Origin of the sequence: Bacteroides sp. CAG:633 (assembly GCF_000435115.1) — a bacterium.
GTDB classification, from domain to species: domain Bacteria; phylum Bacteroidota; class Bacteroidia; order Bacteroidales; family Bacteroidaceae; genus Bacteroides; species Bacteroides ndongoniae.
The window spans coordinates 22,843-36,685 of sequence record NZ_FR883079.1 but is presented as its reverse complement, the minus strand read 5'-3'; the positions used below and the strand labels follow the sequence as shown (position 1 = coordinate 36,685).

Sequence of the window (13,843 nt, the reverse complement as noted above, 5' to 3'; positions counted from 1 at the left end):
GGCTCGCGAGCCGTGCAAGTGTGGCTCACGAGCCGTACAAGTGTCTCTCAAACTCACAGTGCCTCGCGGAAAATCTCGCCTACTGTGGGATGCGGGAAAACAATCTTTTTCCACTCTGCCACAGTCAGTTTCAGCTCTATCGCCATACCTGCCAAGGTGATGATTTCGCTGGCCGGGTTGCCCAGCACGTGTGCGCCCAGAATGGTGTCATCGTCGGCAATCAACAGCTTGCATACTCCGTTGACACCTTCGTTTTCGGCCACAAAACGACCACTGTAAGCCATCGGCAACTTGACCACACGGCACGCGATGCCTTTCCGTTGCAGCGACTCTTCGGTCTCGCCCACGCCGGCTATCTCGGGATTCGTATATACCACACCGGGGATGGCACGGTAGCTCATCGCGTCTTCCTTGCCGGCAATGTGGTTGACTGCTACCTCGGCTTCGCGCACGGCAGTATGTGCCAGCAGCGAGAAACCTGTCAGGTCGCCACAGACGTATACGCCCGCCAGGGATGTCTGCATGTGTTCGTCCACCACGATGCTACCCCGTTCGGTCTTCTGCAGTTCCAGATTTTCCAGTCCGAAACCTTTCGTCACCGGACGACGGCCCACACTCATCAGCAACCGCTCAGCCACAACTGAACCGGCGCCCTCGGCGTTCTCGTAATTCACCTGCACCTGTCCGCTGCCGTCTTCGGCTAGCGCCAACGAAACAACCTTCGTACTGAGCATGAACTTCACACCACGCTTGGCGTACTCGGCACGCAGGAGGGCCGAAAGCTCTTTATCCATACCGCCCAGAATCTCATCCATCATTTCGACAACCGTCACCTGCACGCCCAGACTGTTGAAGAACGAAGCGAACTCCATGCCGATGACTCCGCCGCCGATAATGGTCAGCGATTGGGGCAATTCCTTGTTGTCGAGCGCATCGCGATGCGTCCAGTAGGGCACGGTGTCGACTCCCGCAATGGGCGGAATGAAGGTCTCCGAACCGGTGCAGAGCAGCAGGTTGTCGCATTCGTACACCTCTTCGCCACAACGCACGTGGTTCTTGTCCACCACTTCGGCCGCGCCGGTCACTATCTTCACACCGTGGGCGGTCAGTTTTCCCTTCACTCCCAGCACCAGCTTACGCACCACTTTCTGCTTGCGGGCAATGATTTTAGGCAAGTCGAACCCGACGTTCTCTGCCGAAACGGCATACTTCGCCGCATGGCGTGCGCCGTCGTACGTCTTGGCCGAATACAGCAATGTCTTGGTAGGGATGCAGCCTTCGTTCAGACAGACGCCTCCAAGGCTGTTTTTCTCGAAAAGTACCACACTCATTCCTGCCTTTCCGGCAGCTTCGGCAGCCGTATATCCCGCAGGACCTCCGCCGATAATGGCAATTTGATATTTATCCATGGCATTTTAACGTTTTAAGATATTTGCTCGCAAGATACAACAAGTATTTCAAATACGGGCAGCATAGCCATAGATTTATTTGTTGCGCGCCTGTTTCAGGGCCTCTTTCACCTCGTCGGGAGTGACCGAAGGCGATTCTCCATCAAACAGTTTCCGGCAAACCAGCTTCCCTACCTGCATGGCATCGCGGCGGGTGTCAAACGCCTTTCCTCCGCCAATGGCCGGTATGCGGGTCTGGCGAATCAGCGTATCTTCGCCACACAAAATCGCATAACCATACCCTCCATTTACTTCCAACGTCAGGCAACGCAACTCGTTCGCCCCGGCTGGGCGCGAACCACCCATACAGCAAGAAAGGTATGCTGCCATTACAGACAACATACCCGTCTTCACAATAAACGTCAGCTTCACACGATACATTTCTTTTTCCTTCTTTGCATTATACATCTTCCTGCTCGTCGGGCAACAGTTCGTACACGTCGTCAAAGTAGCTGCCTCCCGACTGTCCGGTCAGCACAAAGCCCCGTTTTCCGTTCGAGAACGATACCGCTCCGTCGCGTGAAGAGGCTCCCGAATAGTTATTGTGCACGTCGGTCAGCGGCGTAAAGTCGTCATCCGAGTCGCCGTACCACAAATCCTGATCGGGATCGTACTTCCAATAGTCGGCTGTCACACCGCTCCGGTAGCCGGTCGCAATGTAAGCATAACCGTCGATGACGAAAGACACTGTGCTATAACGGGCAATGGCGTAATCGTCGTCATAGTCTTCGTCGCTGTTCGTATTGGCAATGTCGCGCAATTGCGTCCAAGTAGTTCCGTCAAACTTCCAGAAGTCGCTCAGATTGGTACTGTTATCCGTGCCGCAGCACACGTAAGCCACATCGTTGATGACGAAAGCCGTACCATAGGCACGCTTTTCGGGTCCTCCGCCGTTACCGGCATCTTTCGTCCACTGCGAGCCGGCTGCCGCATTGGGATCGAAACGGTAGAAGTCCTTGTAACTGCCCTGTGTGTCTTCGTTGTAGCCCGTACCTACATAAGCATATCCACCTATCACAAATGCCAAGGCACCGTCGCGCGGACCTCCTTTATAATCGTCTTTCTGCGTCCACGAGTCCGAAACCGGATCATACTCCCACGTATCGGCCACATAGTTCGAGTAGCTTCCGTCTTTCACCGAGCCTGTAGTCACATATCCCTTCCCGTTCAGTGCAAAACCCGTAGCATACTTGCGGCCTACGGTCGGCATGTTGGCCAGCTGTTCCCAGTTGTTGTTGTTCATGTCGTACACCCAGAGGTCATTCATATATTCTTTATTTGCTCCACGAAAACCTCCACACAAGTATCCCTTCTCGTCGATGGTGAAGCTGCAGGCATAGGCACGCGGTTCGGCCTCGAAGCCCGATCGCTTCATCCATTGTCCCTGCGTGTACTCGTCATCGTCCGTACAGCTGCTTCCGGCCAGCAGGACCAGCGGCAGCATCATTCCCAATAATAATCGATTCATATACATATAAAACTGTTTGTTTAATGATTTAATTCATGTTCCGTAAGCTGTTTGCCCAGCAATCGAGGGAAAGGAACTCGCGAATTATCCTTTTTTCCCCGTCTGCATTGCGTGGCGAAAATAGACCATGCTCCGGATGTATGCAAAAAGAACCGACCAACAGGGGTCAATATCCGATAAACGCCCTTCAGGCAACCGTCCGAAGCGTTTAACGGCAAAAATGGCCCAACCGCCGATTTTGATAGGAGCATGCCCTACTTTTCCTTTTCCTTTGCAGAAAAAAGTGAAAACGGAACACTATGAGAAAACTATTGTATAGCCTGCTTGCGGCCATCATCGTATGCTACGCCTGCCAAGACAATAACTCCAGTTTAGGGAGCAGTCTGGTAGAAAGCTCATTCTACAACATATTCACCAACAGTTGCACGGTAGACCTGAGCACCATTCTGCTGGACTCCATCGAAACGCGCGAAGACACCATCTGCCAATTCGGCCACTATCAGGACACCCTGTGGGGCGAAGTGTCAGCCACTTACTGTGCCGAATACTCGAAAAACTCCTTCAGCACCTCCAGCGGGCACGATTACCAGTTCGACTCACTGGTGTTGCGCATGATTCCCAGCGGACACTATTGGGGCGATACGCTGACGCCCCAGTACATATCAGTCTACCGGCTGAAATCACCCATCGTGCTCGACAATGACGAAGACTTGTACAATACCACCATCATGGCTACGGAAGATGCCCCACTGACTCGCTTCAGCTATCTGCCGCAACCCGGCCGGCAACGCGAAGTAACGGTACGCCTGCCCGACGCAATGGGCCAACAACTGTTCAACGACATCCTTACCGAGAACGATTATCTCAACTCACAGGAAAACTTTAAGAAGACGTTTCCCGGTCTTGCTCTTGTAGCCGATCTTGATGGTAGCTGCATCACCGGCTTTCTGGTGAACGACTCTTCGATGAGCATCAACCTGCACTACCGCGATATCTCCAACCAAACTACCGAAAGCAAACTGACCTTCAGCGTCAATAGCGAATATGCATATACCAGCGTTCGCCACAACACCACAAACACTTCACTCGACAGCATCAGCGGAGGTATCGGAAATCTGGTTCATGCCAGCAGTATGGGCTACCGTGCCTATCTGCAAGGACTGACGGGTTACTACAATCAAATCGAGTTTCCCGACCTGAACGAACTGCAAAGCGCAGGAGAAATAGTTTCGATAGAAAGTGCTACCCTCTACCTGTATCCTTTGGCACACTCGTACAATGAAGTCAGTCAGCTCCCCGAAGAACTGCGACTTTACATCACCGACGAAAACAATGTTCTGGAAGATTATGTCTATGGCAGCGACGGCGTAACGGTACAGACTGGCAACCTGACCATAGACGAAATGTACGGCCGCGAAACCTATTACTCTTTTGACATGACCCAGTTCATCCGAAACAATTTCGGAACATGGGGCAACAAACGGCAAAAGTTGCTGATGAGCCTGGAAGAAGGAGAAATGGCCACTACTTTCAATCAGGTGGTATTCACCAATGCTCCCGATAAAGACAGGCAATGCAGACTTGATATCAGAATAAAAATCTATAACGAGCAATGAAACTTATGAAACACAATCATAAAAAAATCATCATACTGTCAGGCATATGCCTGTTCTTCTGCCTGTTCTGTCCGGCACAGAACACCACCAACCTGCCTACATCCATGTACGGCATTGGCGAACTGAACAACGGTGAAGGCGGACGTTATGCCGGTATGGGAAATATTGGTATCGCATTGAACCGCAATGGATTCCAGAACACCCTAAACCCAGCCGCCATCACCCACATGGATACCCTTTGCTTCACTTTCGATCTGGGTGCATCGGCTGCCTATGCACGTTATTCTTTCCTTAGCGACAACAGCTCAAGCCTGACCGGCAATCCTAACCGTTTCAGTCTGGGATTCCGCGTCCTGCCCCGATGGTATGCCATGATCGGAGCATCGCCTTATAGCAGCATAGGTTATCTGATACAGACAGAAGAAGAAATAGAAGGTGATCCGGGTGCTTATACCTACTCATCATTCGAAGGTACCGGAGGATTGTACCGCTGTTACATCACCAACGCCTTTGCTCTGACACCCCAGCTGTCTGTAGGTATCAACTTGGGTATGGTACTGGGCACAGCCACACAAAGCGAAACCCAGGAAAGTGCCGTTGTACAATACGAATCCACCAAGAAAGCTTTCTACACAGACTTGGGAATCTATTACGAACTGGCCGACCATCGACAACGTACATGGTCGTTCGGACTGGTATTCGCCCCTTCCATGAAAATAAGTCACGACAACACACTGACTTACTCCAACTCGTCTACCAGCGAAAGCCTTGATAAAAGTTACCATAGTCCTACGCAATACTTGCCCATGCACATCGGCACAGGTATCTCGCTCCACAATGGACACTGGACAACTGCCATCGACTATAATTATGTAGACTGGAGCCGAAACGTATCGTCGTACACTTCGATGAAATACGAAAACCAGCACAAAGTCAACATTGGAGGTATCTACGCTACCAATCCACGCCTGCCGCGATGCACCGAAATTATGGGTGGTCTGGGGTTCAGCAACTCATATATCAACCTGAAAAACGGTAAGATGTACTATCTCGAAACCAACATAGGCGTAAGTTTTCCGATACGTTATTCCTACCTGTCGTTGGGTGCCACCTGGCGTAAACAAATCAATTCGCGCAGCAACTTGATGCAAGAAAACCGCTTCAGCCTGAACCTGAATCTGACCTTCGGCGAAAAGATATCGAAATTCAAACTGAAATAAACAGATAAAAAGGAACAAATCTGCTTTATTGGAAAGAGAATAGGAAAAGAATATGTATAATGACAAAACATATTCACATCCGATAACGAATACTTCCTGCCTTCCTGTCGAAGGTTGCCTACTATCAACCCGAAGGTCGCCTACCTTCGGGAGGAATGTTGCCTACTATCCGGACAAATATTGAAAGTCTATAAGGAACTACTCCTAACCAACTGAATCGGTCACAGTACAGCCAATCGCGAAATGAAATGCTTCAACCGTTCACGATAAGCATCGCCAATCGGAACATCTTTCTCTTCGACTATGACCGAACTTCGCCCGATAGCATCAATGCAGCCCTTACGGACAATGAACGAGCGGTGTATGCGTATAAACTCGTCCGCAGGCAGTTTTTCCTCCAGATACTTCATACTGCACAGACTGATAACCGGCTTCGAACTTCTCCGGCAGAAGATTTTGACATAATCGCCCAAACCCTCGATATAGTTAATCTCACTCAGTTCCAACCTGATAATCCGGTTATCCGACCTGACATAAATCATACGGGGCGCATCTTCGACTGCCATTTTCTGAACCACTCCTTCGGCCACCGGACTGTTCTGCAAAGCAAACCAACGTACAGCCTTATTGACTGCCTGAAAGAAAATGGAAAATTCTACCTCGCCTTCCAGATGGTCCAAAGCATCCAACCGAAAACATTCGGCTGCATACCGGCTGCTTTCCGCCACAAAAATCACACGGGTAGGCAAAGAAAGCATTCTGCAAAAATCCATACCGCCAATTCCACCTTCATATTCCTGGCAGATACCGACAAAATAGACTTCTACTTTCGTTTCATAATACTCTTTCAATGCTTCCAGCGGATTAGTGTATTTACCGCGTAACGACAAAAAGGGTACTTTACCGATGTATTCCTCCAGTCTGTTAATCGTTTCTTGGTCGGCATGCAAAATCGCACAATTCAATTCCATATTCTTCAGTTTTTTTATTCTGCATGATATGGACGCAGTGATCCCTAAAAGACTGCAAACTAAGAAATATATTTAAGCTTTATTCAGAAAAATAAAACAATTTGCTTCCGTTGAGAACATCTCTTCTATCTATTTTCTAATCTATCGGCATAGGTTTTATGACAGAATATGTTAAACAGAAAGAAAAAGATTGGATTATCCGAAAAGAAAAGCTATTTTTATACCTGTAAACTTGTTTAAACTCAATATCATGAAAACACCGAGATTCTTTCCATTAATTGCAGGTATGCTTTGCATCCTTCTTGCAAGTTGTTCGGATGACGACGCAAGACCCGAAAACTATGTATTCTCCCACATCGAGTTCTTCGAGGAAGAAGGAGACGGCACCAGACAATTCGAAGAAAAATTAGCTCCTACAGTCTTTGAAAACCCAACAGAAGCTACAATCAACTTCTCTACAACAACCGATCCCAAAACAAAAGTCGTTTGGGAAAGCAACGATCCACAGGCTTTCAACATCGAAAGTTGCGACAGTCTTCCTATTTGTTATTTGGGAGATACCATTTATTACAGCGAAGGTTACAGCGAATATCCCGGCTTTTTCCGCATCAAAGAAAGCACAAATGTCCTCCCTAATAATCAAGTGACCTACGAGATAACCGTATATTACGAAGAAACACGCAACACCTACCTGCTGACATTGAAAGATGAATTCAGTGAAAAAACAAAACAGTTTAAAGGCAAGCTCACCTATACGAAAGCTTTACACACAAAATCAAAAACCGTTGTAGAGCCTTTTCTTCCCTCATCGGCTTCTGAGTAACTACAAGCCGCATTCCCGCTGCCGCTTCTCCAGCACCCGTATGAACTCTTCCTCATCCGTCGGCTGGAGGGCGTCGTGCTTGCCATCCCGATAAGTGATCAGCACGTAGCGCACCAGTGCACAGCCCGCTACCTGCATGGATGAACGGCGTTCTACTGATACCACCTCGGACAACGGACGCTCACGAAGACGCGAAAAACGCCCTTCATAAATCAGCAGACGGCCGTCGGTGGTCAGCGTATACGTAGTGTGAATAATCTTTTCGATGAAATGAAGCAACAGAATGCCCCACAGGACAGCTATCAAAATGTACTTCACCCACAGGCAATAGACCAGCATGAAGGTAAACAAAAGTAACGCTAAGTAACGGCCCGTAGCAATGCGGGCATGGAACACTCTATCCATAGTTTCTTTGTTTTTTGCGGTAAAGGTATGTATTTTCAGCAGGAAAGCGCACAAGCAATGCACTTATTTTGTAGTTTTGCAATTGCTAATAATATACATTATGGTAAGAAAGTTCGATTTCCTCGTCATCGGCTCAGGTATAGCCGGTATGAGTTTTGCCCTGAAAGTGGCGGAAAAGGGGACGGTAGCCCTCATCTGTAAGGCCGGAATGGAAGAGGCCAACACCTATTTTGCACAAGGAGGCATCGCCTCGGTAACCAACCTGGCCGTGGATAACTTCGAAAAGCACATCGAAGACACCATGATTGCCGGCGACTGGATCAGCGACCGCGCGGCGGTAGAAAAAGTAGTACGTAATGCACCTGCCCAAATCAAGGAACTCATCAACTGGGGCGTCAACTTCGACAAGAAAGAAGACGGAAACTTCGACCTGCACAAAGAGGGCGGACACTCGGAGTTCCGCATCCTGCACCACAAGGACAATACGGGAGCCGAAATACAGACTTCACTCATCGAAGCCGTGAAGCAGCATCCCAACATCACCATATTCACCAACTTCTATGCAGTAGAAATCATCACGCAACATCACTTGGGCATCATCGTGACACGCTACACACCGGGCATCAAATGCTACGGTGCCTACGTACTGAACGAAGCTACGGGCGAAGTAGATACCTTCCTCTCTAAAGTGACCGTGATGGCTACAGGAGGTTGCGAAGCCGTCTATCGTCATACCACCAATCCGCTGGTTGCCACGGGCGACGGCATTGCCATGGTCTATCGTGCCAAGGGAGCGGTGAAGGACATGGAATTCATCCAGTTCCACCCCACGGCACTCTATCATCCGGGCGACCGTCCTTCCTTCCTCATCACCGAAGCCATGCGCGGTTACGGCGGCGTACTCCGCACCATGGACGGCAAGGAGTTCATGCAGAAGTACGACCCTCGCCTCTCACTGGCTCCGCGCGACATCGTGGCACGCGCCATCGACAACGAGATGAAACAACGCGGTGAGGACCACGTCTACTTGGACGTTACGCACAAAGATCCCGAAGAAACTAAACGTCACTTCCCCAACATCTATAAGAAGTGCCTCAGCATTGGCATCGACATAACCAAGGACTACATCCCCGTAGCACCTGCCGCCCACTACCTTTGCGGCGGTATCAAAGTCGACCTGGACGGACAGAGCAGTATCCGCCGCCTGTACGCCATCGGCGAATGTTCGTGTACAGGCCTGCACGGCGGTAACCGTCTGGCATCGAACTCGCTCATCGAAGCCGTGGTCTATGCCGACGCTGCTGCCAAACATGCGTTGAGTGTGCTCGAACGTTACGACTTCAACGACGACATCCCCGAATGGAACGATGAAGGTACCATCAGTAACGAAGAACGCGTACTCATCACACAGAGCATGAAGGAAGTAAATCAGATCATGGAGTCGTACGTGGGTATCGTACGCAGCAACGTCCGTCTGACCCGTGCCTGGAACCGTCTGGACATCCTCTACGAGGAGACAGAACGACTCTTCAAGAGTTGCAAGGCCACTCGCGAGCTGTGCGAACTGCGCAACATGATCAATGTAGGTTACCTCATCACCAAGCAGGCCATGGAGCGTAAGGAAAGCCGCGGATTGCACTACACCATAGACTATCCGCACCATGCCGACGAGGCTGAAGGAAAGAAATAATATCCCTCTCCTCCCCCTAAAAACAGCAACCCCATTGGCTGCGGCCGTTCCGGCTCCGCCAATGGGGTTGATTGTTTATGGTAATCCGTATCTTACCAGTTTTCTTTCTTCACTTCGAAGTAAGCCTGCGGATGGAGGCAAGCAGGGCACAGCTCGGGAGCTTCCTTACCTGTATAGATGAATCCGCAGTTGCGGCACTGCCATACCACTTCACCTTCCTTGGCAAATACGGTAGCATTCTCGATGTTCTTCACGAAAGCCAGATAACGCTCTTCGTGTCCTTTCTCGGCTACAGCGATGTTGCGGTACATCAGGGCGATTTCGGGGAAACCTTCTTCATCGGCGATGTCGGCAAACTTGGGATAGTCGAGCGACCACTCTTCGTTCTCGCCGGCAGCGGCAGCCTGCAAGTTCTGGAGGGTTGTACCGATCACACCTGCGGGATAGCTGGCTGTAATCTCTACCATGCCGCCTTCGAGCCACTTGAACATACGCTTTGCGTGTTCTTTCTCCTGCTCGGCAGTCTCCAGGAAGATGGCAGCAATCTGTTCGTAACCTTCCTTCTTGGCCACGCTGGCAAAGTAAGTGTAACGCATACGTGCCTGCGATTCGCCGGCGAATGAAGTCATCAGATTCTTCTCTGTGCGGGTTCCTTTGATACTCTTAGTCATAATCGTTTCTTTTTAATAGGTTAATATTCTGTATTGATTGTTTCTTGTGCTGCAAATGTATGAAAACATATTGTGATATCCGGCACTAAATTCCATCGGATTTTTCTATCGCCCGATAAAGAAAATCTATCGGCTTCGTGCTGCAACAAAAAAAGCGACAGGCACAGACGTCAATCTGCATGTTAACAATAATTGTCCGGCAAGATACCTGAAATAGAAACAAATCTGTGTATCTTTGGGTTCAAACAATAACCATAAAAATGAAAAAACTTCTCCGAACCTCTGTTTTCCTGCTGCTGGCAGGCATGGCCGTCACCTCTTGCGTCATGCAACGTTCCGTTTCAGAATCCCAATCGGCCAACAATCCCGACTACCGTGTCAGCTACCTTTTCGAGCACGACGGATGCCGGGTATACCGCTTCTACGACTCGTGGTCGGGCAGTTACGTGTACTTCACCACTCAGGGCGACGTGACCGCCATCCCCAACGATTCCACCCGCCGGCAAACCGTAACCTACCGCCAACGGAACGACAGCACGTTCGTGAAAAAGGCTTTCCCGCAAAAGGCGCTTGAATAAAGTCACAAATAACCATTAAAAAGAAACCACAAATGTTCACTATCAGAAAAGCAACCGTCGCCGACTGCGAACTCATTCAGAAACTGGCGCAGCAGGTATTCCCTGCCACATATCGCAGCATCCTTACACCCGAACAGATAGATTACATGATGGACTGGATGTATTCGCCCGAAAACATCCGCAAGCAGATGGAAGAAGAAGGCCACGTCTACCTCATCGCCTACGAAGAATGCGAAGCGGCAGGCTACGTTTCCGTACAGCCCGAAGGCGAAGACCTGTTTCACCTGCAGAAGATATACGTACTGCCCTACTTTCAGAAGGCACATTGCGGCAAGTTCCTCTTCCGCGAAGCCATCCGATACATCAAGGAAGTGCATCCCGCTCCCTGCCGCATGGAACTGAACGTAAACCGCCACAACCCCGCCTTAGGATTCTACCAGCACATGGGCATGACAAAAGTGCGCGAAGGCGACTTCCCCATCGGAAACGGATATTATATGAACGATTACATCATGGGCATCGACATTTGAGCCGAAACGTCCCCAATGCGTGACCTTTCACAGCAACGTGCTTATTATGAGCTGTTTTGCTATGAAACGTGAACCATAAAAATTCCTCGTCTGCATCCTTCGTGAGCAACACTTGCATTCCATTTGTGGGACACTTGTACGGCTCGCGAGCAACACTTGCAATACTCGTGGGCTTTGCAGACAATACTCGTGGACTTTGCGAGCCGTACAAGTGTTCTACAACCGCATCACAAGCGGCCTTCACGGCATCCACTTCTACCATCGCCAACGTTAACCTGACATTAACGCAACGTTAACCTAAATCCTCTCGACTTCATCCTAACTTTGCATCAGCAAAAGAAAGAAAAGACAGTTTAACCCATTAACAGATATGCGATGAAAAATCAATGTCCTTATTGCTCCGAACCAATAGGTATCGCCTCGCGACTGAAGTACTGTTTCATCAGTACCCACTTCAGCATCCGATGCCCGCACTGCGGAAAGACGATACGCCCGCTGAAAAATCCCTTATCTTTTCAACGCTGTTTCTACGCAGGCGCACTTACCGCTTTCACCTCTTTTTGGGCATTCATCTATCTGATAAAAGACCACTTCTGGCAAGCTGTCCTGTTTGCCGCCTGCATATCCCTGCTCCTGACCATTGCAATAGCAATCGTTACAATAAGGAATATAGAATTCACAAAAGACAAATAGCCTGCAATAAAAACAACTCTGCAACGACTAATGAAACAAAACCATAAAAAAATGACCGCAATGAAAAAGACACTCGCACTTGTGATGCTTCTCTGCATCGCCCTCGGCGCTCAGGCGCAACTGTTATGGAAAGTATCGGGCAACGGACTCGACCGTCCCTCGTACGTCATGGGTACACACCACCTGGCTCCGCTCAGCATCAAGGACAGCATCTCTGCCCTGCAACAGGCCATCGACCAGACTGAGCAGGTGTATGGCGAACTCGTAATGGACGAAGCCATGAAGCCCGAAAACATGATGAAGATGCAGCAAGCCATGATGCTGCCGGCCGACACCACACTGAAAAGCCTGTTCACACAGGCACAATACGACACCATTGCTGCTGTAGTAAAGAACTACATGGGCGTAGACCTTGCCCTGTTCAATAAGCTGAAACCTGCTGCCATCACCACCCAGCTGGCCGTGGCACTGGCCATGAAATCGCTGAAGGGATTCAACCCGCAGGAGCAGCTCGACACCTGGTTTCAGACACAGGCACGGCAGGCCGGAAAGAAAGTAGGCGGACTGGAAAGCATTGCCCTGCAAGTAGACGTCCTCTACAACTCACAAGCCCTGACACGACAGGCGCTCCTGCTGCACTGCACCGCCACGCATATCGACCAGAGCATCGACCAAAGCCTGCGCATGACTCAGGCCTACATGAAGCAAGACCTGGACGAACTGCTCGCCATCACCGAAGAAAAGGTGAACAATGCCTGCGACAGTACCCCCGAAGAAATGGACGCACTGATATATCGCCGCAACGCCGACTGGGCCCGCCAACTGCCCGCCATCATGAAGCAGTCCCCCACTCTGGTTGTTGTAGGTGCCGGACACCTGCCCGGTCAGCGTGGCTTGCTGAAGCTGCTTCAGGAACAGGGTTATACGGTAGAGCCGATGAATTAAGTATAACCAAGTCCGAAAAATATCACTACCTTTGGAGTCTGAAACCTTATTTAGAGACTCGTCATGGCAAGAAGAAAATCGAAAAAGAAAAGCTCCAAAGGTGTGGTATGGTTTGTTCTGCTGGTATGTGCCGCCTTCATCGGTTACGGTCCGCTGAACAATGCCCTGAAGTCGGGCAACATCCGCCTCGACCGGCTGCCGCAACTGCTGAATGAAAACCTGTCGCAGAACAGCACCACGCAACCATCGTCCACTGTAACCGACGCACAAGGCCTCGAACTGCCTGCACCGCTGAAGAACGTGCCCGAAACCATCCTGAAGCGCAAAGGCTACACCGTATCCTACAACAGCCGGCTGAACATACCCAACTGGGTGGCGTGGGAGCTGAACCGCGACAAACTGGTAGAACGCGAAAGCCGTTCCGACAAATTCCTGCCCGACCCCGACCTGCCCGCCGACAAAGCCGTCACCACCGACGACTACAAACACTCGGGCTGGGACCGCGGCCACATGTGCCCCGCCGGCGACAACCGCTGGCACTGGCGTGCCATGCAGGAAAGTTTCTACATGACCAACATCTGCCCACAGAACCACAACCTGAACCGCGGCGACTGGAAAGAACTGGAAGAAGCCTGCCGCCGCTGGGCCGAACAGGAAGGACCCATCTACATTGCCTGCGGCCCTATCTTCTACAACCGCCAGCCACGCACCATCGGAAGCAAGCATAAAATAGCCGTCCCCGACGCTTTCTTCAAAGTCATTCTCTGCACCGGCAGCCGGCAACC

General features: G+C 50.3%; 15 protein-coding genes. 9 read left to right on the top strand and 6 right to left on the bottom strand.

Annotated features, from left to right (window positions below; genetic code table 11):
• Window positions 1-53 precede the first annotated feature (53 nt).
• The 3 genes from lpdA to QVP67_RS08845 form a co-directional block, all read right to left on the bottom strand.
• The gene (gene lpdA, locus QVP67_RS08855) at window positions 54-1,409 is read right to left on the bottom strand and encodes a dihydrolipoyl dehydrogenase (RefSeq protein ID WP_022163208.1); all 1,356 of its coding nucleotides are present in this window, start codon (window positions 1,407-1,409) and stop codon (window positions 54-56) included.
• A 75-nt stretch (window positions 1,410-1,484) separates the two neighbouring features.
• Window positions 1,485-1,856 (bottom strand): DUF4907 domain-containing protein, encoded by a 372-nt coding sequence (locus tag QVP67_RS08850; RefSeq protein WP_288180057.1) that lies wholly within the window; start codon window positions 1,854-1,856, stop codon window positions 1,485-1,487.
• Entirely contained in the window at window positions 1,849-2,916 is a 1,068-nt protein-coding gene (locus tag QVP67_RS08845) for a Kelch repeat-containing protein (protein ID WP_288180056.1), read from the bottom strand. Before QVP67_RS08845 ends, QVP67_RS08850 begins: the two co-directional genes overlap by 8 nt.
• 299 nt (window positions 2,917-3,215) lie before the next feature.
• Here QVP67_RS08845 and QVP67_RS08840 point away from each other — a divergent pair, with 299 nt between their 5' ends.
• Both QVP67_RS08840 and QVP67_RS08835 read left to right on the top strand, forming a co-directional pair.
• Window positions 3,216-4,532 (top strand): DUF4270 family protein, encoded by a 1,317-nt coding sequence (locus QVP67_RS08840; protein ID WP_022163205.1) that lies wholly within the window; start codon window positions 3,216-3,218, stop codon window positions 4,530-4,532.
• A 104-nt stretch (window positions 4,533-4,636) separates the two neighbouring features.
• A complete protein-coding gene (locus QVP67_RS08835) occupies window positions 4,637-5,752 on the top strand; it encodes a hypothetical protein (RefSeq protein WP_416372148.1) in 1,116 nt (371 codons plus the stop codon).
• Window positions 5,753-5,973: 221 nt separating this feature from the next.
• Here QVP67_RS08835 and QVP67_RS08830 read toward each other — a convergent pair whose 3' ends face one another.
• Complete coding sequence (locus QVP67_RS08830) at window positions 5,974-6,723, bottom strand: LytR/AlgR family response regulator transcription factor (protein WP_022163203.1); 750 nt, start codon at window positions 6,721-6,723, stop codon at window positions 5,974-5,976.
• A gap of 190 nt (window positions 6,724-6,913) precedes the next feature.
• On the opposite strand from QVP67_RS08830, the gene QVP67_RS08825 reads away from it, so the two are divergent.
• Window positions 6,914-7,546, top strand: coding sequence for a hypothetical protein (locus QVP67_RS08825; RefSeq protein ID WP_022163202.1), 633 nt, complete (start codon window positions 6,914-6,916; stop codon window positions 7,544-7,546).
• Here QVP67_RS08825 and QVP67_RS08820 read toward each other — a convergent pair whose 3' ends face one another.
• Window positions 7,547-7,951, bottom strand: coding sequence for a PH domain-containing protein (locus QVP67_RS08820; RefSeq protein ID WP_022163201.1), 405 nt, complete (start codon window positions 7,949-7,951; stop codon window positions 7,547-7,549).
• 100 nt (window positions 7,952-8,051) lie between these two features.
• Here QVP67_RS08820 and nadB point away from each other — a divergent pair, with 100 nt between their 5' ends.
• Complete coding sequence (gene nadB / locus QVP67_RS08815) at window positions 8,052-9,641, top strand: L-aspartate oxidase (RefSeq protein ID WP_022163200.1); 1,590 nt, start codon at window positions 8,052-8,054, stop codon at window positions 9,639-9,641.
• A 92-nt stretch (window positions 9,642-9,733) separates the two neighbouring features.
• On the opposite strand, the gene rbr is transcribed toward nadB, so the two are convergent.
• A complete protein-coding gene (rbr, locus tag QVP67_RS08810) occupies window positions 9,734-10,312 on the bottom strand; it encodes a rubrerythrin (protein ID WP_022163199.1) in 579 nt (192 codons plus the stop codon).
• 305 nt (window positions 10,313-10,617) lie between these two features.
• On the opposite strand from rbr, the gene QVP67_RS08805 reads away from it, so the two are divergent.
• The 5 genes from QVP67_RS08805 to QVP67_RS08785 form a co-directional block, all read left to right on the top strand.
• A complete protein-coding gene (locus QVP67_RS08805; RefSeq protein WP_441293838.1) occupies window positions 10,618-10,890 on the top strand; it encodes a DUF4884 domain-containing protein in 273 nt (90 codons plus the stop codon).
• Between the two features lie 32 nt (window positions 10,891-10,922).
• Window positions 10,923-11,420 carry a GNAT family N-acetyltransferase gene (locus QVP67_RS08800; protein ID WP_022163197.1) on the top strand — a complete coding sequence of 166 codons (498 nt, stop codon included), beginning with the start codon at window positions 10,923-10,925 and terminating at the stop codon, window positions 11,418-11,420.
• Between the two features lie 375 nt (window positions 11,421-11,795).
• Entirely contained in the window at window positions 11,796-12,113 is a 318-nt protein-coding gene (locus QVP67_RS08795) for a hypothetical protein (RefSeq protein ID WP_022163196.1), read from the top strand.
• A 60-nt stretch (window positions 12,114-12,173) separates the two neighbouring features.
• Window positions 12,174-13,058 (top strand): TraB/GumN family protein, encoded by an 885-nt coding sequence (locus QVP67_RS08790; protein ID WP_022163195.1) that lies wholly within the window; start codon window positions 12,174-12,176, stop codon window positions 13,056-13,058.
• Between the two features lie 63 nt (window positions 13,059-13,121).
• A partial coding sequence (locus tag QVP67_RS08785) for a DNA/RNA non-specific endonuclease (RefSeq protein WP_288180055.1) occupies window positions 13,122-13,843 on the top strand: 722 nt, incomplete at its 3' end.